Here is a 20,467-nt window from a genome sequence, read left to right as displayed (position 1 = left end):
CGAACCTGCGCATGGTTTCAGTCAAGCAGCCTGGCGAAAGCTGCCACGTTATCCGCCCCATAACCGATCAGTTCGGTGACAGAGCCTGTTGTTGCGTCAATGATGGCCACGTTGCCGTTGTCGCGGCGGACGACCTGCAAGGGCAGATCAGGGGCGATGCCGCGCACGCCACGTTCCCGGTCCACGACCCGGCCCATGACCCCGATAAAGCCGGCCTTGTCATCGGTCGAGGACGCAAGCAGCGTTCCGGCAGTGTCGTGGATCTGGTAGGTTCCGCTGCGATCGCCCGAGATCACGATATCCAATGATTTGACGATGGGTGCCTCGATCAGCACACCCTGTTGCGGCACGTCGGCCCATTGCGCGTAGGCCACGATGGCCAGGGTCGAGGCCATCAGCGCAAACATCCCCTGCACCAGTATCTTGGGGACCATTTCCTTGTCGCGATGGCGCATCTGTTGTTCAAGCTGGGACATATCCGTTACTCCGCTGCGACGGTCGAGCCGCCGTCGTTCTGCACCCGGGTGACACGTGGTTGCGAAATGCGTGTCTCGGCGGCCTCGGCAAAGATGCCCGCGACGGTCTGGGCGTCGGGGATGCAGCGCAGGGCGGGCTGGGTGCGCGCCATTTGCCACGGCCGGACATGGGGCCAGGTCATCATGTAAGACAGCCGGGTTTCGCCGATCAGCTCAAACGCCAGGGTTCCGTGACCGGTTGGCTTAAGGTCAAGTTTGGCAGTCCCGATCCACGTATAGGGCAGGTTCAGCGTCATGGTCAGGGCGGCCCCGATGCGCATTGCGACCCGCTTGTTTGTCAGGGTGTAGACGGTTGATCGGGCCTGCACATAGGCCACCCCATACAGGATGGCGCAGGCAATAAGACCCGAGACAACAAAGGGCACGCCATGCAACAAGGCCTCGGCAAACGGGTAATCCGCGGATGAGACGCCAACGCGCCACAGGGTCAGAAGGACAAAATATCCGGCCACCCATCGCAGGGCCAACGCCTCGCGTGCCAGTCGCTTGGGGTCAGGGGCGCCTTGCCACAGGATATGCTCACCCTCTGGCAAAGCCTCGGGCAAGCCCCGGATCGGCTCGAATTTGAAGTCATCATGGCTCATTGCAGGTTCCCTCTGCGGTGCGATGCCAGTCCCGGTGGCGAGCCGGGGCTGACGGCTGGGTTAGAGTATCGTCTGGGATCGGGCGGGCGTGGCATAAAGAGTGCCGCCAGCGACATAGGCCATGATCTTCTCTTCCTCGAGAAGGGTGACCTGGGTTGGGTTCTTGATGCCGGGAAGTCCTTCCCAGTTATGGGCGTGAAGGGCGCGTACCGTGACCCGGTCAGACCCGATCTTGGTCATTGTCATGGGGATCAGGCGGCTATTGCCACTGCCTTCGGGGTTCAGATCAACGGCCAGATAGCGAACCATCTGTTCGGGTACATCGACCCAAAGGTCGGTCACGCGGCCAACAACCTCGCCATCGCCGCCGACAAGGGGCAACCCGCGCGGATCGCGGCCTGCGGATACCTTGAAGTCATCCAGCGACGCCATGGGTTGAATTTTGACATGCCCATGCGCGTCCAGTTCAGGATGATCCTTGCGCGGGGCCCATGATGCGGGGCCGACACCGTCGACCATCGGGTCACCCGTCGGGATCCAGGGTGAGCCTGTTGCAGCCGCCGACTGGGCCAGTGCCAGATCGGTTCGCATCTTGCTATCCTCATATTCACGGGACGGGACGGTCAGCTCACCGCGCCCGTCACGCAGATGAAATGTCTTTTCCTTTGGAATTGGCCAGAGGCTTTCATTTGCGGGTGGCTCGTCATCGTCACCGCGCAGTGGGTAACCTTCGCGCATGTTCTCGGTCTGCAGGTAGTAGACCAGCCCCGCAAAGAATATCCAGAACAGCCAGATCGCCGCGCTCGCCAGATCGAAGTTGCCAAAAAATTCTACGCCAACCATTTTATTGTCCTTTCGGTGGTTAGGTCGGGAAGTCGGCTAAACCCAGCTTTGCCGACCCCCCTGTTTTCATGGGCCGCAGCCGCACAAGCGGCCCCAGCACAATCAAGGTGATGAAAAGAAGGCCAATCTCGGTGTGATATACGACCGAATAGCCCGTGGCAGGCGTGGCGAGCGCCTCTCCCAATGTGCCGTTCCCAGCGGCGTGGTTCACAAGGTCACGTACCGTGCCCCCGATAAAGATGGACAGCCCGGCACCGGTGGCCTGCGCAGCCCCCCAGGCACCCAGGGCCAGACCCCGACCGGCATTCCCGATCGTGGGCATTGTCATGGCAGCTGTCAGGGTCGACACCCCGAACAGGCCGCCGCCAAAGCCGATCAATGCGGCCCCTGCATAAAACAGAACCGGCGATTCCATTGGCGCGGAAAAGATGACCGCACAGAATGCGGCGATCCCGGCCAAAATGCCGCGCGTTGCCATCCGGTAAGGGGTTACCCCCTTGCTTAGCCAGCGAGCCGCCAATCCAAAGCCCACAAGCGCACCACCCGCCCACATGGCCGTCAGCAGTGTGGTGGCCGAGACTGATAGCCCCAGAATTTCGCCCCCATAGGGTTCCAGCAGCACATCTTGCATGTTGAACGCCATGGTGCCCAGGAACACGACAGCCAAAAGCCTGCCCGCATCCCCGCCACTGGCCAGATCCTTCCACGCGTCCTTGAAAGTGGGCGATGCGGCGGCGCGCTGGGCCTTTGTCATCGGGCTCATCTTTTCCTGCCGCCAAAGCGCGATCAGGTTCAAAAGCAGCGTGACAACAGCGGTTCCCTGTACGACCTGCACCAGGCGCAGGGCCGAATAGTCGCGCAGCAACGCGCCGATCAAAACGGCAGAGATCGCCATGCCAACCAGATGCATCACATAAAGAAGGGCCACGACCTTGGGCCGTGTCTCTTCGGTGGCGCGATCAGCGGCAAGTGCAAGGCCCGCCGTCTGGGTCATGTGCATCCCGATACCGGTCAGCAGAAAGGCAAGCCCCGCCCCCGCATAGCCAGCCCAGGGCCAGTCAATCGTGCGATCCCCGGACAGCACCAACAGAGCCATCGGCATGATCGCCAGCCCGCCGAATTGCCACATGGTCCCGAACCACAGATACGGTATCCGCTTCCAGCCGATGGCCGATTTGTAATTGTCGGATTTAAAGCCCACCAGGGCCCGGAACGGCGCGACCAGCACTGGAATGGCGATCATCGCGGCAACCAGCATCGCCCCAATGCCCAATTCGACAATCATCACCCGGTTCAGGGTGCCAAGCAGCATCACTGCGGCCATGCCGACAGATACCTGAAACAGTGAAAGGCGCAGCAACTGCCCCAGTGGCAGATCATCACTGACTGCGTCACTGAATGGCAGCAGCTTGATCGACACTTTCTTCAGGGCGTTGGCTTTGAAAATCATCGGCGACCCTCAAACACATGCGCGGTCGAGATGTAGAAACCCGATTTCACCCGTTCGATATCGCGCAAATGGCCCGCAATTCCCGCATCACGCAATGCGTGTGCCAGCCCCGCGGTTGTCTGGGGGATCATCGTTGGGCTGCGATCAGCGCGCGGAAACAGCTTACCCACCCGGAACATGGCCATCAGCAATGGGCTGCGCGGGGGCAATGTGAAAACAAACTTGCCATCAATGCGCTTGGCAGCCCGCCCCAACAAGGCGGCGACATCCGGCGTGCTGTAATAAATCAGCGAGTCCATCGCGACGGCATGATCAAAGCCACCCGTGGTCGCATCCAGCATGTCGCCGGCGACCCAACTGATGTTTCCGGCCAGTCCGGCAGGCATCCGCCTTTGGGCGATCCCGATCAGGGCGGGCGAAATATCGGCCGCCACCACATCGGCGCCTCTTGTCGCCAGTTCCACGGCCAACGCACCTGTGCCACAGCCTGCATCCAGAATGCGCGCGCCGCGCAGATCGGTGGGCAATTGGCGCAAAATCACATCACGCATCTGATCACGACCCGCGCGCACCGTTGCCCGCACGCCAGATACCGGGGCATCAGAGGTCAGACGCTCCCATACTTTGGTGGCGCTGCGGTCGAAATAGTCTTCGACCCGGTCACGTGTGCGGGCGTAGTCGGTCATTAATCAAACCCAAGCAGTTCAAAAATCTCGCGGTCGGGCAATGGCGCGGGGGCAAGTGGCTCAGTCCCGTTCCACAATGTTTCCGCAAGGCGGATATATTCCTTGCGGACCTGAACGATGTCTTCCTCGTCATCCATTTCAAACAGCGTCTTTTTCTTCAGCCTGCTGCGGCGGATGGCGTCCAGATCGGGCATATGCGCGATGCGGTTAAAGCCAACGGTCTCGCAATAGCGGTCAACCTCGTCGGTCTCGCGGCTGCGATTTGCAACGCAACCCGCCAGACGGACCTTGTAATTGGCCGATTTCGCCTGCACGGCCGCGATGATCCGGTTCATGGCGTAGATGCTGTCAAAATCATTTGCGGTCACGATCAGCGCCCGGTCTGCATGCTGCAGGGGGGCGGCAAACCCACCGCAGACCACATCGCCCAGCACGTCAAAGATGACCACATCCGTGTCTTCCAACAGATGGTGCTGCTTTAGCAGTTTTACGGTCTGGCCGACCACATAGCCCCCACATCCGGTCCCTGCGGGCGGGCCGCCCGCCTCGACGCATTTCACCCCGTTGAACCCGTCAAAAATGAAATCCTCGGGACGCAGCTCTTCCGAGTGAAAATCCACCTCTTTGAGGATGTCGATCACGGTTGGAACAAGGGAACCGGTCAGGGTGAACGTGCTGTCATGTTTAGGATCACAGCCGATCTGAAGCACGCGCTTGCCCAGCATGGAAAAAGCGGCGGACAGGTTTGAAGAGGTGGTGGATTTCCCGATCCCGCCCTTGCCATAGACCGAAAACACCTTTGCGCCTTCGATCTTTGCATCGTCGGGCTGATGCACCTGAACAGATCCTTCGCCATCAAGGCCTTTGAGGTTCGGGACTTCATCTCTGGGGCTCATGCGAGCCTCCTTTCCATTGAATTCAGGAGTAAAGCGGTCATTCTGCGGCCACCCCTTCCATTGTGTCTTCGATTGCGTCTGCGGCATCCTGCAACGCGGCGAGCGTTGCTTCGTCCGGGGCCCAATAGTCGCGGTCGGATGCTTCCAGCAGGCGGTTTGCCATCCGCATTGAGGCTTGCGGGTTCAGTGCAGCCAGCCGTTTGCGCATGTCGTCATCCAGAACGAATGTCTCTGAAAGCCGCTGATAGACCCAGGGTTCGACCTCGCCAGTGGTTGCTGACCAGCCCAATGTATTGGTGACTTGCGCCTCGATCTGGCGAACACCTTCATGCCCATGGTTCAGCAGGGCCTCAAAAAACTTCGGGTTCAATGATCTGCTGCGGGTTTCCAGGGCAACCTGATCCTGCAGGGTGCGCACCTTGGCGGACCCCCGGGTCTGATCGCCAATATAGACAGGTGCGGCCTGACCGCCCTTGGCCCTTTTCACGGCCCGGGAAATGCCGCCAAGCGTGTCAAAATAGTGATCAACCGTGGTCACGCCCAATTCGACCGATTCAAGGTTCTGATAGGCCAGATCGACGTCCTTTAGCGCCTTTTGCAGCAGCGCCGGATTTTGGGCGGCCTTGCCGTTGACGCCGTAAGCAAAGGATTTTCTGGCCTCATAGGCATCGGCAAGCTCGTCCTCGTCCCCAAAGGCGGAACTGTCGACAAGCTGGTTAACGTTGGACCCATAGGCCCCTTCGGCATTGGAAAAGACCCGCAAGGCAGCTTCTTCCAGATCGCAGCCCATCTCATCGGCATAGGCCAATGCGTGGGCACGAATGAAATTCTGCTCCAGCGGCTCATCGGCCTGGGCTGCTTTCAACGCGGCCTCGGCAAGCATCCGGGTCTGCAATGGCAGCAGATCGCGGAAAATGCCCGACAGGGTCATCACCACATCAATGCGGGGCCGCCCAAGCCGGTCAAGCGAGATCAGGTCAGCCCCTGACAAGCGGCCAAAGCTGTCGAACCGGGGGGTTGCCCCCATCAGCGCAAGGGCCTGCGCGATCGGGCCACCATCGGTCTTGATGTTGTCCGACCCCCAAAGCACCAGCGCCACGGTGCGTGGCAGGCTGGCATGGGTTTTCAACAACAGATCGGCCTGCTTGACCCCTTCGGACATCGCAAACGCTGTCGGCATCCGAAACGGATCAAATGCATGAATATTACGGCCCGTCGGAACAATCTCTGGCGCGCGGATCAGATCACCGCCCGGCACCGGCGCAATAAATTCCCCCGACAGGGCGCGCATCAACGCGGGTAATTCGTGATCTTCCCGCAGCAACTCTGCCGCATTGTCCGCGGCTTCGCCTTCAGGCATCAGCTTGATCATATCGGCGCGGGCCGCGGCAGAAAGCGGTTGGCCCACCACATGCAGACCTTCGGTGATCAACGACCCTTCGGTTTCGAGCAGCTTCAGCCAAAGCTGGTCGATATTGCGGGCATTCATATCGACCGCATTCGCCTGATCGCGGATCAGCTGTTCCAGATCACTGCGCTGGTCATCCTCGTCGGGCATCTCGCGCCAGCGGATCAGGCTGTCTTTCAGCTCTGCCAGCCCCTTGTAGAGGCCTGCAGTCGTCAGCGGCGGGGTCAGATGCGTGATGGTCACGGCATTTGCGCGGCGTTTGGCAAGGGTCGCCTCGGACGGGTTGTTGGCTGCATAGAGATAGACATTGGGCATCTCGCCAATCAGGCGGTCAGGCCAGTCGCTTGCGCCAAGCCCGGCCTGCTTGCCTGGCATGAATTCCAGCGCGCCATGCATGCCGAAATGCAGCAGCACGTCAGCCGCAAAGCTGTCGCGCAGCCACTGATAAAAGGTGACAAAGGCATGGGTCGGGGCAAAGCCACGCTCAAACAAAAGGCGCATCGGGTCGCCCTCGTAGCCAAAGGCAGGCTGCACGCCGACAAAGACATTGCCAAATTGCGCACCAAGGACATAGACGCCCCGGCCATCCGACTGGATTTTGCCCGGCGCCGGGCCCCAGACCGCCTCGACCTCTTCCAGATGTCTGGCCGTGCGCACAATTGTGTCAGCATCGACATGGGCGGCGACATTGGCCTGTTGACCGTATTGCGCTGCGTTCCCCTGCAACAGGGCCGCGCGCAGGTCATCAACGGTTTCCGGAACCTCGACGGTATATCCCTCTGTACGCATCCGGCGCAGGGTGTTCTGCAGGCTTTCAAACACGCTCAGATAGGCCGCTGTGCCAACCGCGCCCGCATTTGGCGGGAATCCAAACAGGACGATCCCGACTTTCTTGTCGGCATTGCGCATCCGGCGCAGAACGGCCAGGCGGCGGGTCTTTTCGGTCAGATTTGCAATCCGCTCGTGGCAGGGGGCCATTGCCTTGCAGGTCGATGTACCCTGACAGGCCTGTGCGCATCCCTGGCAGCCATCCGTGCCATGCCGTCCCGCAAAAACAGTGGGGTTCGTGGCACCGTCAAGCTCCGGCAGGGCCACCAGCATCGTTGTTTCAATCGGCCCAAGCCCTTGCGGACTGGCGGCCCATTGTCCCAGCGTCTGGAACTCCAGCGGTTGGGCCGCGATGTAGGGAACATCCAATTGACCCAGCAGGGCGATGGCCTTGTCACTGTCATTATAGGCAGGACCGCCGACCAGCGAAAACCCGGTCAGCGAGACAAGGGCGTCCACATTGCCTTGAAAATAGGTATCGACCGCGGGCTGTCCGTCAAGCCCACCGGCAAAGGCAGGAATGACCCGCATGCCGGCCGCCTCAAATGCCCGGATGACGGCGTCATAATGCGCACAATCCGATGCCAGAACATAGGATCGCAACATCAGCACGCCAATGGTTGCGACAGGGTCGGCGCGTTGGGGCAGATCGGCGATATCGGTGGCGATGTGATGTCCGGGCAGGTCTGGATGATAGAGGCCAACATCAGGATATGCGATGGGGGCATCCGCCTTGGCGCCATGCCAGTCGGGGCGGTCTGCATACCGGCCAATCAGGAAACGGATCAGATGTTCGACATTGTCGTCCGACCCGCCAAGCCAGTATTGCATCGACAGGAACCAGGCGCGCAAATCCTGTGCCTTGCCCGGGATCAGCTTGAGGATCTTGGGAAGACGCCGCAGCATCTTCATCTTCTTGGCGCCATTCTCTGTCGACGGCTTGGAGGACCCGCGCAGCCGCTTGAGCAGGGCCATCGCGCCGCTTGCGGGCTTGGCCATGTCCAGATCACCCATGCGGGTCAGCTTGACGACAGACGCGTCCGCAATCATGCCGATCATGGCATCGCAGTGGTCGCGCCGGGCCTGCATCGCGGGCAGGATCGCGTTGATATGCTCTTCAAGGAACAGCAGGTTCGCGATGATGATATCACCCTCGGCAATCGCGGCCTTGGCGGCAGCAAGTGCCTTGGGGCATTCGCCCCATTCAGCTGATGACAGGACCTGCACATCCAGCCCCGGGAAATCCGGTGCCAACCGGGACATCACGCGGGCGCAGGGGCCTGCGGCATGGGCATCCAGCGTGACGATCACCACGCGGTAGGGCGTATGCATCACCTCATCGCGCATAGTGGGCCTTTGCTTCGTAAAGCGTATCAAGACTGATCTCGTGCAGCCCTTTTTCCAGCGCAAAGGTTTCAGTGTTGCGGCGGGCCTTGCCACGCACAAAGAACGGGATCTTTTTCAGCTCACGTTCCGCATCTGACAGCCAGATCACGTTGTCAGGCTGCACATCCATCATCTTGCCCGAAATACTCCCGCCGGAGGCATCCTCGGCCGGCAACGGCGAATGCCCGCCGTGATGGCTTGGACCGGCAGCATCATGGAATTCGAAATCATCTCGGAACATCGTCAGCAGATGTTCTTCCAGGCCCATGACCAGCGGGTGGATCAGCGTATCAAAAATGACATTGGCGCCCTCAAAACCCACCTGGGGGGAATAGCGGGCGGGATAGTCCTGCACATGGACGGGTGCTGAAATGACCGCGCAGGGAATGCCCAGCCGCTTGCCGATATGGCGCTCCATCTGAGTGCCGAGGATCATTTCCGGGGCGTGCCGTTCGATAGCGGCTTCAACCTCCAGATAGTCGTCGGTGATCAGCGCCTCGATGCCGTATTCCTTGGCCAGCGCGCGGATCGGCCGGGCCATTTCGCGGTTGTAACATCCGATACCGACAACCTCGAACCCCATCTCATCGCGGGCGATGCGGGCATGGGCGGCAACATGGGTGCCGTCGCCAAAGATAAAGACACGCTTGCCGGTCAGATAGGTGCTGTCCACAGACCGGGACCACCAGGGCATCCGCAACCGGCTTTCATCCACCTGCGCGGACAGGCCGGTCAGGGTCGCAACCTCAGCAATGAAATCGCGGGTGGCACCAACGCCGATCGGGACGGTTTTTGTATAGGGTTGGCCGTGGTTCTTTTCCAGGAAGCGGGCAGCGGCTTCACCCGTTTCAGGGGATAGCAGCACGTTGAAATGAGCGGCAGGCAAGCGCGCAATATCGGCGGGGGTGGCATTCAGGGGGGCGACCACATTCACGTCGATGCCCATGTCGGACAAAAGGCCGGTCAGCTCTTCAACATCGTCGCGGGCGCGGAACCCCAAAGCGGTGGGGCCAAGAATGTTGCAGGTGATGCGTTGCGTCCGTGCTTGCGGTTGGGCCAGATGCTTGACGATCTGATAGAACGTCTCATCCGCGCCAAAGTTTTCCTTGCGCTGATAGCTGGGCAGTTCCAGCGGAATAACCGGGATCGACAGGCCCATGGTTTCGGCCAAACCTGCCGGGTCATCCTGGATCAGTTCTGCGGTACACGAGGCGCCGACGATAATCGCCTGCGGGTCAAACCGGTCGACTGCGTCCTGACAGGATGTCTTGAACAATGTGGCTGTGTCCGATCCCAGGTCACGGGCCTGAAATGTGGTGTAGCTGACCGGGGGACGATGATCGCGGCGTTCGATCATGGTGAATAGCAGATCAGCATATGTATCGCCCTGCGGGGCGTGCAGCACATAGTGCAGGCCCTTCATCGCGGTCGCGACGCGCATCGCGCCGACATGGGGCGGGCCTTCATATGTCCAGACGGTCAGCTTCATTCCGCCGCCTCCATCCGCAACACAGATTTGCGGCGCAGCGGACGCGAGAACAGACCAGCCAGATCGCCCGCCTGCTCGTAGAAATGCACAGGGGTAAAGACCAGCTCAATGGCCCACTTGGTGGATAGCCCCTCCGCCTCCAGCGGGTTGGCAAGGCCCAGACCGCAGACCGTCAGGTCGGGGCGGGCGGCGCGGGCGCGGGCCAACTGCTTGTCCACGTCCTGACCTTCGGAAATCTGCGGCCCAGCCGGCAGCAGGTCGAGATCGGGACCATGCAGCGCGTCGTGAATATAGGGGCTGCCAACCTCAATCGCGGTCATGCCGCATTCGCGGGTCAGAAAACGGGCCAGCGGAATTTCCAGCTGGCTGTCGGGAAAGAAGAACAGGGATTTGCCGCGCAGGGCCTCGGACGCCTGGGCAATAGCCTTGCGGGCGCGGGCGCGGGGGGCTGCAGTGACCCGTTCGAATGTTTCTTCGCTGACTCCGAATTCGGCGGCAATGGCACGCAGCCACGCGGTTGTGCCCTCGTCACCAAAGGGGAAGGGGGCCGCGATATGCCGGGCGCCGCGGCGTTCAAGTGCGGCATGGGTATCGCCAAGGAACGGCTGCGTCAGGGCGAAAACGGTGTTTTCGCCGATTGCGGTTGTGTCATCAATCCGGCGGGCGGGCAGCAGCCGCACGGGGCCGATGCCCAGATCGGCCAGCAGCCCTAACATCTGATCTTCGACCACATCGGGCAGCGCGCCGACCACGAGCAACTCGCGCGCGGCGGTGTTTTTCAAAACCGGGACCATGGATGCGAGGCACGCATCCTCGCCCTGGGTAAAGGTCGTCTCGATACCCGAGCCGGAATAATTCAGCACCCGGACATGTGGCGCATGCACTTGGCTTAGTCGTTCGGCGGCGCGGGCCAGATCAATCTTGATCACCTCCGACGGGCAGGAGCCGACAAGGAATAGCTGCCGGATATCCGGACGGCGGGCCAGAAGCCGCGCAACCTCGCGGTCAAGCTCTTCATGCGCGTCGGCAAGACCGGCCAAATCCGATTCTTCCAAAATCGCGGTGCCGAATCGCGGTTCTGCAAAGATCATGACACCGGCTGCGGATTGCAGCAGATGGGCGCAGGTGCGCGACCCGACAACAAGGAAGAAGGCGTCCTGCATTTTGCGGTGCAGCCAGATGATCCCGGTCAACCCGCAAAACACCTCGCGCTGGCCGCGTTCCTTAAGGACCGGCGCGCTGCGACAGCCACCATTTGTGGGGGGCAGAGGGACGTTCATGCGCGCTGCTCCGCATCGCGCCGGGCGACGCGCAGTTTCCAGACAAACTGGCCCGCGTTGATCACGTAGGCCGCATAGGCCAGTAGCGCCAGAAACATCAGATCACGGGCCGCAAGCGCACCCGTCAGCAGTGCGAAAACATACAATAAATGCAATGCGATAACCGCAAAGCTGAACACATCTTCCCAGAAGAAAGCCGGTGCAAACAGGTACTGGCCAAAGACAACCTTTTCCCAGATCGCGCCGGTCACCATGATCAGCAGCAAAACACCCGTTTTGACGATGATCGAGGCCGTTGCGGCATCATAGCCAGCCCCTGTCATCAGGTACCGGATCACCAGGGCAAGCGAGATCAGAAAGACGACGAATTGGAAGGGGGCCAGAACACCCTGCACGAGGGTCCACTTGGTACTGTCGCGCCGGGCGCGTTCTGCGTCTGAATAGAGCGCTTTCGACGGCCGCGGCGCAAGTGACTCCAAGCGCGTTGTTTCGGTCGAAAAGATTGACATGTAAGTAGCCCCTGACAGTCCCTTGTGTAAATGATAGGTGTCATTCATCCTCAGTGTCAACTTTAACTTACACATGTGCTATATCTGTTGACTGCTCCTGACACGTCCGCACAAAGGTCGATATAGTACATATAAATCAGTGCTTTGTGTCAGATGAGTTTTCCCGCATGAATGTTCGTGTCAATTTACTTTGACAATCGGCACTCTGCGCAGGACAATGCGGCAAGTCGTTGCCAAGGCCTGACGCATGCGTGGGCCGAGCAAAAGGATGGATGGATGGCCGACCATCGAAATAAAGATGCGCAGGCACCGTTGGATGCACCGGTGCGCCGTTTATCGGCGGCGCCGCGCGTGCGCGATGGTGATACCGGGCCATCATCGGTGGCCGGGGTTGATCAGGCATTGTTCGTCAAACTGCGCGAGGCGGCACTAAGCGCGGACCGCGAGGCCTGCGTCGAGGTCATGAAAGATGCGCTGCATGGCGGCTTGCGCCCCGAAGACATGGCCGACCTGTATATCCCCGCCCTTGCGCGGGACATGGGCCAGGACTGGTGCGAGGATCAACTTGGCTTTGCGCAGGTCACGATTGGCGTGTCGCGCCTGCAATCCATGTTGCGGGATCTGGGCCCCGCATGGTCGGCGGACAGTGTCGCGCATCCGGCAGCACCCGCAATAATGCTTGTCGTGCCCGAGCAGGCACACCATACGCTTGGTGCGATGGTTCTGGCCGGGCAGCTAAGGCGCAAAGGCCTTTCGGTCAGACTGGTTCTTGGCATGCGGCGCACCGAACTGGTCAAGCTGGTGGAATTGGCCAGCTTTGATGCGGTGTTCATTTCGGCATCTTGTGGCGAACGGCTTGAAACGTTGCGCAGGATCGTCGATGTTATAGGGGTCGCGGCGTCGCGTCGGCCACCGGTTGTTATTGGTGGGTCTATCTTGGACGTCGAGGACAAAGAAAATGTAACGGCCCTCACTGGCGCCGACTACGCCACAGGATGTCCGGATGAGGCCCTTCGACTTTGCGGTCTGATAGAACGAATGCACGACGACGCGCTGATGAAGCGCGGGGTCTGAGTGATGGCCCGTCCTCCCAAACTGGCGCGGATGCCATGACATCGCGCGGCACGAAATATTGGGATAGCGGGGCAATTCCACTGATCGCCCCCGAGATCCTTGGGGACATCATTGCAGAAGTTGCCGATCTGGGCGTTGTCATATCGGATAACGGCACTGTTCTGTCCGTCCTGATCAATCCGGCCAATAATGCGTTTCGCAAGCTGGAGCATTGGGAAGGCAAGGATATCCGCAGTGCGCTGACAATCGAAAGCGTGTCGAAATTCGATGCCCGGTTGCATGCTTTCGTCGAAAGCAGCGAACCGGTCAGGCCGGTCGAACTGAACCACGCTGATAATGTGGGCCGCTGGGAATTCCCGGTGCGCTACAGCTTCCATCGTATCGGACCGGATGGCGCGATCCTGATGCTGGGTCGCGACCTGCGCCCCATCGCCGAGATGCAGCAACAGCTGGTCAAGGCCCAACTGGCGCTTGAACATGATTACGAGACCCAGCGCGAATATGACACGCGGTTTCGGGTCTTGATGGAATGCACCACCAATCCGATTGTCTTTGTCTCGATCAAAAGCGGTGAAATCTCCGAAGTCAGCGCCGCGGCGGTGGCCTTGTTGGAAAGACCCCGCGAGGAACTGATTGGCACCGCATTTGCCAGTCTCTTTGATGGTCAAAAACGTGGTGATCTGGTCGATAGCCTTGCGGCCAGCGCCATATCGGACCGCACGACCAAAACGGAAACCGCCATACGCGGCACCGGACAGGCCGTTGGGTTGGTCCCGGCGATGTTCCGCGCCTCTGGCGAGCGTGTCCTGCTCTGCCGGATCGCGCCCGCCGATGATGTCGCGCCCCGGGCCGATGATTTGGCGCGTAATCTGCATGATCTGTATATCAGTGGGCCGGAGGCGATCGTCTTTGCCTCGGATGGCGGTGATATCCTGTCGGCGAATGAGGCATTTCTGGATTTCATCGACGTCGCGCATGATATCAATCTGCGTGGCCGCAACCTTTCGGATTATCTGCAACGCGGCAGCGTCGACCTGAAGGTGATGGTCGAAAATGCCGGTCGCGCGGGGCGGATGCGGATGTATGCGACCAAACTTGCGGGCGAGTATGGCAGCCCCCGATCCGTGGAAATCTCGATCACCAAGCTGCATGCCGGCCCGTATGCCGTCTTTGCGTTTGTGTTGCGTGATGCCAATCAGATGGATGTCAGCCGAAGCACGGTCAATCCGACCAGCGATGAAAGCATGCGGTCTGTCGTGGAACTTGTCGGCAGTGCCACGCTGAAGGATATTGTTGCCGAAACCACCAATGTTGTCGAAAAGATGTGTATCGAAACGGCGGTGGAACTGACGATGAACAACCGTGTCGCTGCGGCAGAAATGCTCGGCCTGTCGCGCCAGTCGCTTTACGTCAAACTGCGCAAATTCGATCTGCTAAGTCGTGACGGTGAAAGCGAGACATAAGCCGGTGTCAGTCGCCAAAAGCGCCGCGCATGTCTGATGTTTTTGCGCATCCGTGGCTTTCAGGGCTTTTCGAGGCGCCCGGTGTGGCGGCCGCCCTCGCCCCCACGCGCCAGTTGGCACATATCCTGACAGTCGAGCGGTCATATACCCGCGCGCTTCATGCCGCATCAATGATCAGTGATGACACCGCAACCGCCGTTCTGTCCTGTCTGGATACCGCCAAGATCGACGATAGTGTTTTGCGCGAAGGTGCAGCACGCGACGGGCTGATCATCCCCGCGCTGATTGGTGCGCTGAAAGCGGATTTGCCAACAGAATTTCATGATGGCTTGCATCACGGCCTGACCTCGCAGGATGTTCTGGACAGTGCTATGTCGCTGACATTGCAGGGCATTCTCCCGATCCTGCGCGATGACTTGACGGATTTGCAATTGGGCTTGACCGCTTTGCGCGAAACCCATGGTACCAACCTGCTGATGGGCCGTACCCGCATGCAGGCCGCCCTGCCGATGACCGTGGCTGACCGGGTGAACACATGGTTGATGCCTTTGGATACCCATCTGGAAAACCTGCAGCGGATCGGTGACGATGCGACCGCATTGTCGCTGGGCGGCCCGGTTGGTCTGGGACTGCCCGCGCCCATTGGCACGTTCATGTCCGCCGATCTGGGCCTGGCACTACCTGCAAAGGCCCCACATGTGATGCGTGATCATCTGGTTGCGCTGGCCGACTGGCTGTCGCGTGTCACCGGTAGTCTTGGCAAGATGGGACAGGATATTTCCCTGATGAGCCAGCAAGGCCTTGATGATATTGTTATTTCGGGTGGCGGCGGTTCGTCAGCGATGCCGCATAAGGTAAATCCGATCCGGGCCGAATTACTGGTCACACTTGCGATGTTCAACGCAACACAAGTAGGTGGAATGCATCACGCCATGCTTGCCGAGCAGGAACGCTCTGGTGCCAGATGGTCACTTGAATGGATGCTGTTGCCGCACATGCTGCAGGCGACCAGTGCTGGATTGATTGCCGCAAAACGTCTTGTCGCGAACATTACCACGATGGGCGACGCACCCTAGGTGTCGTAGTAGGAGTTGTAGGCCCCGTAGCTGTCACCATATCCGTAGCGTTTCATGCCCTTCGGCGAAATCTGACCCAGTACAAGGCCGGATACGCGGACATTGACCTGCCGGAACGATTTCAACCCGTCCAACACCTGCCGGTGTGACGTGCTGTCCCATTTGACGGTATAGATTGTTGCATCCACCCAGCGCGCGATGATGCGGGCATCGGTGACTGCCAGAACCGGTGGGGTGTCGATGATGACATAATCATATTCGGCACGCAGCGTGTCCAAGAACCTGCCAAACTTGTCAGAGGAATAAAGATCGGCCGCATTGGTCTTGGATTTCTCGCCCAAAAGCACGTCGAAACCGAATTCAGGCAGATGGGTAACGGCCTCGTCCAGTCGGGTTTCGTCCAGCAGGACAGTCAGCAGCCCGATACGCTCGGGGATGTCGAAATAATCCTGAAACACCCGACGGCGGATATCACCCTCGACCAGCAAGACTTTCTTGCCCAGACCGGCGAGGTTTTGTGCCAAAGCGATGGATTGTGTGGTTTTGCCCTCACCCGGAACTGACGATGTTGACAGGATGACCTTGGGCGGGTTGTCCAGATTGGCCAGAAGGATGGATGTGCGCAAGTTGCGAACAGCCTCGGCGGCGGCAGAATTGGGTTTGTCCTGCAGGTATTGCAGTAGCTTGCGGCGCTTGCGGGCCGGGACGACCGGAATCTGCCCGATAACCGGATAACCTGTTCTGGCCTCCAGATCCTCGGCGATCCGGAAGGTGTTTTGCGACAATTCCCGCAACAGCACCAAAGCTGCCCCCAGCATCGTCCCAAGGATAAGCGACATGGCCAGAACCAGCGACTTGCGCGGGGCTGACGGGTTTATCGGGACCACGGCCTGTGACAGGACGCGGCTATCAGCCTGTTGGATGCCTTGTTGGACGGATGTCTCTTTCAGGCGGCTGAGAAAATATTCATAGATCAGGCCGCTGGCTTCGGCCTCGCGCTGCAGTTGCTGCAACCGGACCAATTCGTCCGATTGCGTCGCGATGCGCTGTGTTATCTCGGCGATTGACACATCAATCGCCGCAAGTTGCGTTCTGGCACGTGTGGCGGCCAGTTCGGCACGGGCAAGGATCTGCTCGAAACTACGGCGGAAGGCTTCGCCCGATGCTGTCCCTTCTGCACCGGCCAGAAGCTGATCCAATCCACGATCATTTGCCGCATCCGCCATTTGCGTGATGTCGCCCGTCGCCTTGGCTTGCTGTAGAATATCCAACCGCCCGGCAGTGGTTGTCACATTGCCCGCCAGCCCTTCACGCCTGTCGCGCAATTCTTTCAGCTGTCGGTTCAGGGCAACCAGGCCTTCGGGGCTGATCAGGTCGGTATTGCTGCTGTAATCCTTCAGCTGGGCCTCGGCATTTTCCAGCTCGATCTGCAGGTCGCCGACCCGGGCACTCAGCCATTCGGTTGCCTCTTCGGTGCGCTCGAATTTCACGTCGATCTGGTCGTCGATGTAGAGCTGCGCAAGCCGGTTGGCGATCAGTGCAGACTTTTCGGGGCTTTCAGTAACGGCAGCGACCCTGAACACATAGCTTTGCCGGACATTGGTGACGGTAATTTTCCTGAGAACTTCGTCAATAACCGCGTCAAGAACCGCGCGGGGTGTCGGCGCTGTCGTTGGGGCGGGCTGTCCAAAGATGTTCTGCCTGATCAGGCTGACAACGCCCTGGATCGACAAACTGGATTGCGGACGCAGTCGGGCGTTGAATTCAGGGTCATCCGTCAGGTTCAGGCCGACCACCAGCTTCTCCACCAGCCGTCTTGATCGCAGCACCTCGACCTCGGTGTTGATTGTTACCTGGTCACCGGGCAATCCCGAGACCACGCTTTCAAGATCAATCACCTGATCCTGCCGGTTTTCAAGCACAACGGTTGCATTGGCCGAATAGACCGGCACCGCCACAGCAAATGCGTAGTAGCCGCCAACGCATGTCGCCAGGAATGCACAAAGGATGATCCAGAACTTTCCGCGCCACAGCACAGCCACCAGATTGCGCAGGTCAATCTCGTCACGTTCAGGAGCAGACACGGCGCTTTGCGGCCGCGACAAGTCTTTAAGCAGATCGTTCATTTACTGTTACCACAGCCCCTCATGCGTGTCGTGCATCCCATAATCACGGCCCAAAGGCAATGTCACGCCTAGAAAGGCCCGCCCTTTCGGCATGAGGGCGCACTACCATAGGGTGCATCGGGGGTCGTATTTACATTCACCATAAAATTGCGCATTTGTAGCGTAACAAGAATTCTTGGGTGGAATCAGCTTGATACAGACTTTGCTCAGAATGCCGCGTGCGCGAAAGCGGCTGGTATTTCTTGCGACAGACACCTGCCTGGTACTTGTCAGCCTCTATCTGGCCGTTATCCTGCGCTTTGGCTATCTGATGCCGCTGTCGTATTTTGCGACTTTCGGCGTGCTTTTTCCGATCATGGCAGTTGTCGCACCGTTTGTCGTGTCTGCGCTGGGCATTCAGCGGGTCAAACTGCATGCGATTGAAAACGATGCGGTATTGCGGATTGCACTCGCGGCCGCGTTGCTGACGTTTTCCGCGATTGCGGTTGTGTTCCTTCTGGACTTGCCAACGCCCCGGTCGGTGCCGTTGATCTTTGGCGCGGTGTTTTTCGTGGCCTCCGTTACGGTGCGTGTTGTGGGGCTGCGCGTCCTGCAATTGTTCAATGATGGGGCGCAAGATCGTCTGCCGGTGATTATTTATGGTGCGGGCGCCGCCGGAATTCAGCTTGCGTCTGCCCTGCGGCAATCGGTGGAAACCCGCCCGGTGCTGTTTGTTGATGACAACCCCAACCTGCATAATGTGATGATCGCGGGGCTGAATGTCTATTCGCCGGCCCAACTGTCCAGCCTGATCCCGAAATACAATGTGGCGCGGGTCCTTCTGGCTATTCCGTCGCTGGACGAAAAGCGACGCGAGGCGGTGATCAAAACACTCGGTGACTTGCCGGTTGAAATTCAGGTGCTGCCATCGTTCATCGAGCTCATGGCGGGGCGGGGGCTGGAGACCAGCTTGCGCTCGGTCTCACCGGATGAGCTTTTGGGGCGCGACAAGGTTGATCTGGAAATTCCCGAGATCGCCAAGGCCTATGCGGGCCGTGTTGTGATGGTCACCGGTGCGGGTGGGTCTATCGGGTCAGAGCTTTGCCGCCAATTGATCAATTGTAGTCCGGCGCGGATCGTCTTGTTCGAACAGTCCGAATACGCCTTGTATGCCATTGATCAGGATCTGACGCCGCGTATCAAAGGGCGTAACATAAGCGTCGTGCCCCGGCTGGGGTCGGTGACCAACAAGCAACGGGTCACGGATGTTGTCGTGGAAGAAGGTGTCGAGATCATTCTTCATGCGGCGGCCTACAAACACGTGCCGCTGGTTGAAGAAAACGAGATCGAGGGCGCGACAAATAATGTGATTGGCACCAAAACGGTTGCTGATGTCGCGGATGCCCAAGGTATTGAACGGTTCATACTGGTATCTACGGACAAGGCCGTGCGCCCGACAAATATTATGGGCGCTACCAAGCGGATGGCTGAACTTGTCGTTCAGGATGTCCAGACCCGGGCGGCGCGCACGAAATATGCCATGGTCCGCTTTGGCAATGTGCTGGGGTCGTCCGGATCCGTCTTGCCCCTTTTCGCCCGGCAGATCGAACAGGGCGGGCCGGTCACGGTGACCCATCCGGACGTCACCCGGTTCTTCATGACCATCCCCGAGGCAGCAAGGCTGGTCCTGTTGGCAGGCGCCTATGCCGAGGGTGGGGATGTCTTTGTGCTGGATATGGGCAAGCCGCAGCGCATCATTGATATTGCGCATCGCATGATCCAGCTTTCCGGGCGGACTGTGAAAGACCCTGACAGCGGTCTGGGCGATATCGAGATCGAAATTACCGGTCTTCGTCCGGGTGAAAAACTGTATGAAGAACTGCTGGTAGACGACACCCTGTCAAAGACACCGCATCCGAAAATCCTGCGTGCGGAAGAGATGCCATTAAGTGAAATTGCAGTCGCATCAATGCTGAAAAACACCCAAGTGGCAATTTCAGCAGGCGACCGTGCGGCGCTGCGCCGTGTTATTGCGGATCGGGTTGATGGCTATCACCAGCAAGACCTAGAAACGATACGGGCCTAAGTGGTTACAAAGACGCACTGGCCGTCGCTGATCTGTGCGGCGGTCAAATTTCCGGTGAAATAGGCCCCGGTATCAATCGAAATGCGGCTGTTCCCGTTGAATGGTGCATCCACGATCGTATGGCCGTGCACCACGCAAATATCATCATTGCGAGAATGCTCCAGAAAGCTCTCATGCCCCCACAGCAAGGTCCGCGAACGCTGCGCCTCGGGGTCTTTCTCGACATCCATTGCGGCATGAACGCACCAGACATTCCCCGATTGCCAGCTTAGCGGCAAATTCCGAAGCCATGACAGCATGCCGTCCGGCATCGCCTGTTCAAGCGCTTCGCAGGCACGCATCGCGTCATCTGGGTCCGGGCGCCGCGAAAGCCCACTGACCCCAAAGCTTTGCAGGGTATCCAGACCGCCATTGACCAACCAGCGCGCGCCCTTGCCAAGCGGGTCGTCAACGAACTCGCACAGCATCTTTTCGTGGTTCCCCATCAGGCAGACAACCTGATCACCGCCGGCTTGCTGCATTTCAAACAGGCGCGCCAGGACGGCCGCACTTTCCGGTCCGCGGTCGACATAGTCGCCGACAAAAATCAGAGGTTGATCGGAGGGGGCGTTCAGACGCGCCAGCAGGTCATCAAGCAGATCAGCCCGGCCATGAATGTCGCCAATGGCCGTAAATGGCGTGTCTGGCCGGATCGTATTGACAAGGTGTTCAGCGCTATTCGTTCCACGCCGTGGACGACCAAAGGCCTTTAGAAGCTGCCGCACTCGA

16 protein-coding genes are annotated in these 20,467 nt (G+C 59.4%); 4 read left to right on the top strand and 12 right to left on the bottom strand.

Annotation, left to right across the window (positions count from 1 at the left end):
- Positions 1–17: 17 nt before the first annotated feature.
- The 10 genes from puhC to bchF are packed head-to-tail and all read right to left on the bottom strand — an operon-like array spanning position 18 to position 11,895.
- Positions 18–476, bottom strand: a complete 459-nt coding sequence (gene puhC, locus AABB31_RS13735; RefSeq protein ID WP_342077597.1) for a photosynthetic complex assembly protein PuhC — start codon at positions 474–476, stop codon at positions 18–20.
- 5 nt (positions 477–481) lie between these two features.
- The gene (gene puhB, locus AABB31_RS13730; protein WP_342077598.1) at positions 482–1,120 is read right to left on the bottom strand and encodes a photosynthetic complex putative assembly protein PuhB; all 639 of its coding nucleotides are present in this window, start codon (positions 1,118–1,120) and stop codon (positions 482–484) included.
- 60 nt (positions 1,121–1,180) lie between these two features.
- Positions 1,181–1,963 (bottom strand): photosynthetic reaction center subunit H, encoded by a 783-nt coding sequence (puhA, locus tag AABB31_RS13725; RefSeq protein ID WP_342077599.1) that lies wholly within the window; start codon positions 1,961–1,963, stop codon positions 1,181–1,183.
- A 19-nt stretch (positions 1,964–1,982) separates the two neighbouring features.
- Complete coding sequence (locus AABB31_RS13720) at positions 1,983–3,413, bottom strand: PucC family protein (RefSeq protein WP_373634880.1); 1,431 nt, start codon at positions 3,411–3,413, stop codon at positions 1,983–1,985.
- Complete coding sequence (gene bchM, locus AABB31_RS13715; RefSeq protein WP_342077600.1) at positions 3,410–4,099, bottom strand: magnesium protoporphyrin IX methyltransferase; 690 nt, start codon at positions 4,097–4,099, stop codon at positions 3,410–3,412. Before bchM ends, AABB31_RS13720 begins: the two co-directional genes overlap by 4 nt.
- Positions 4,099–4,995: a ferredoxin:protochlorophyllide reductase (ATP-dependent) iron-sulfur ATP-binding protein gene (gene bchL / locus AABB31_RS13710; protein ID WP_373634879.1), complete on the bottom strand. Its 897-nt coding sequence runs from the start codon at positions 4,993–4,995 to the stop codon at positions 4,099–4,101. The genes bchM and bchL overlap by 1 nt, the downstream gene beginning before the upstream one ends.
- Positions 4,996–5,032: 37 nt before the next feature.
- Positions 5,033–8,578: a magnesium chelatase subunit H gene (locus AABB31_RS13705; protein ID WP_373634878.1), complete on the bottom strand. Its 3,546-nt coding sequence runs from the start codon at positions 8,576–8,578 to the stop codon at positions 5,033–5,035.
- Positions 8,568–10,106: a ferredoxin:protochlorophyllide reductase (ATP-dependent) subunit B gene (gene bchB / locus AABB31_RS13700; RefSeq protein WP_342077601.1), complete on the bottom strand. Its 1,539-nt coding sequence runs from the start codon at positions 10,104–10,106 to the stop codon at positions 8,568–8,570. Before bchB ends, AABB31_RS13705 begins: the two co-directional genes overlap by 11 nt.
- Positions 10,103–11,386, bottom strand: a complete 1,284-nt coding sequence (locus AABB31_RS13695) for a ferredoxin:protochlorophyllide reductase (ATP-dependent) subunit N (protein ID WP_342077602.1) — start codon at positions 11,384–11,386, stop codon at positions 10,103–10,105. Before AABB31_RS13695 ends, bchB begins: the two co-directional genes overlap by 4 nt.
- The gene (bchF, locus tag AABB31_RS13690; protein ID WP_342077603.1) at positions 11,383–11,895 is read right to left on the bottom strand and encodes a 2-vinyl bacteriochlorophyllide hydratase; all 513 of its coding nucleotides are present in this window, start codon (positions 11,893–11,895) and stop codon (positions 11,383–11,385) included. Before bchF ends, AABB31_RS13695 begins: the two co-directional genes overlap by 4 nt.
- A 276-nt stretch (positions 11,896–12,171) precedes the next feature.
- Between bchF and AABB31_RS13685 the strand changes: the two genes are divergently transcribed.
- Genes AABB31_RS13685 through AABB31_RS13675 form a run of 3 tightly spaced genes read left to right on the top strand, consistent with a single transcriptional unit; the run spans position 12,172 to position 15,508 of the window.
- Positions 12,172–12,969 carry a cobalamin B12-binding domain-containing protein gene (locus tag AABB31_RS13685; RefSeq protein ID WP_342077604.1) on the top strand — a complete coding sequence of 266 codons (798 nt, stop codon included), beginning with the start codon at positions 12,172–12,174 and terminating at the stop codon, positions 12,967–12,969.
- Positions 12,970–13,004: 35 nt separating this feature from the next.
- On the top strand, positions 13,005–14,432 hold the full coding sequence (gene ppsR / locus AABB31_RS13680; protein WP_342077605.1) for a transcriptional regulator PpsR: 1,428 nt from the start codon (positions 13,005–13,007) through the stop codon (positions 14,430–14,432).
- A gap of 29 nt (positions 14,433–14,461) precedes the next feature.
- The gene (locus tag AABB31_RS13675; RefSeq protein WP_342077606.1) at positions 14,462–15,508 is read left to right on the top strand and encodes a lyase family protein; all 1,047 of its coding nucleotides are present in this window, start codon (positions 14,462–14,464) and stop codon (positions 15,506–15,508) included.
- Here the strand turns inward: AABB31_RS13675 and AABB31_RS13670 are convergent.
- A complete protein-coding gene (locus tag AABB31_RS13670) occupies positions 15,505–17,634 on the bottom strand; it encodes a polysaccharide biosynthesis tyrosine autokinase (protein ID WP_342077607.1) in 2,130 nt (709 codons plus the stop codon). The two genes, AABB31_RS13675 and AABB31_RS13670, sit on opposite strands and share 4 nt — an antisense overlap.
- Positions 17,635–17,845: 211 nt before the next feature.
- Here AABB31_RS13670 and AABB31_RS13665 point away from each other — a divergent pair, with 211 nt between their 5' ends.
- Entirely contained in the window at positions 17,846–19,699 is a 1,854-nt protein-coding gene (locus AABB31_RS13665; RefSeq protein WP_342077608.1) for a nucleoside-diphosphate sugar epimerase/dehydratase, read from the top strand.
- On the opposite strand, the gene AABB31_RS13660 is transcribed toward AABB31_RS13665, so the two are convergent.
- Positions 19,696–20,463 carry a metallophosphoesterase gene (locus tag AABB31_RS13660; protein ID WP_342077609.1) on the bottom strand — a complete coding sequence of 256 codons (768 nt, stop codon included), beginning with the start codon at positions 20,461–20,463 and terminating at the stop codon, positions 19,696–19,698. The two genes, AABB31_RS13665 and AABB31_RS13660, sit on opposite strands and share 4 nt — an antisense overlap.
- Between the last annotated feature and the right edge of the window lie 4 nt (positions 20,464–20,467).

The sequence above is a fragment of the Yoonia sp. SS1-5 genome (assembly GCF_038443705.2).
Taxonomy (GTDB): domain Bacteria; phylum Pseudomonadota; class Alphaproteobacteria; order Rhodobacterales; family Rhodobacteraceae; genus Yoonia; species Yoonia rhodophyticola.
This window is presented reverse-complemented; position numbering and strand designations above follow the sequence as displayed.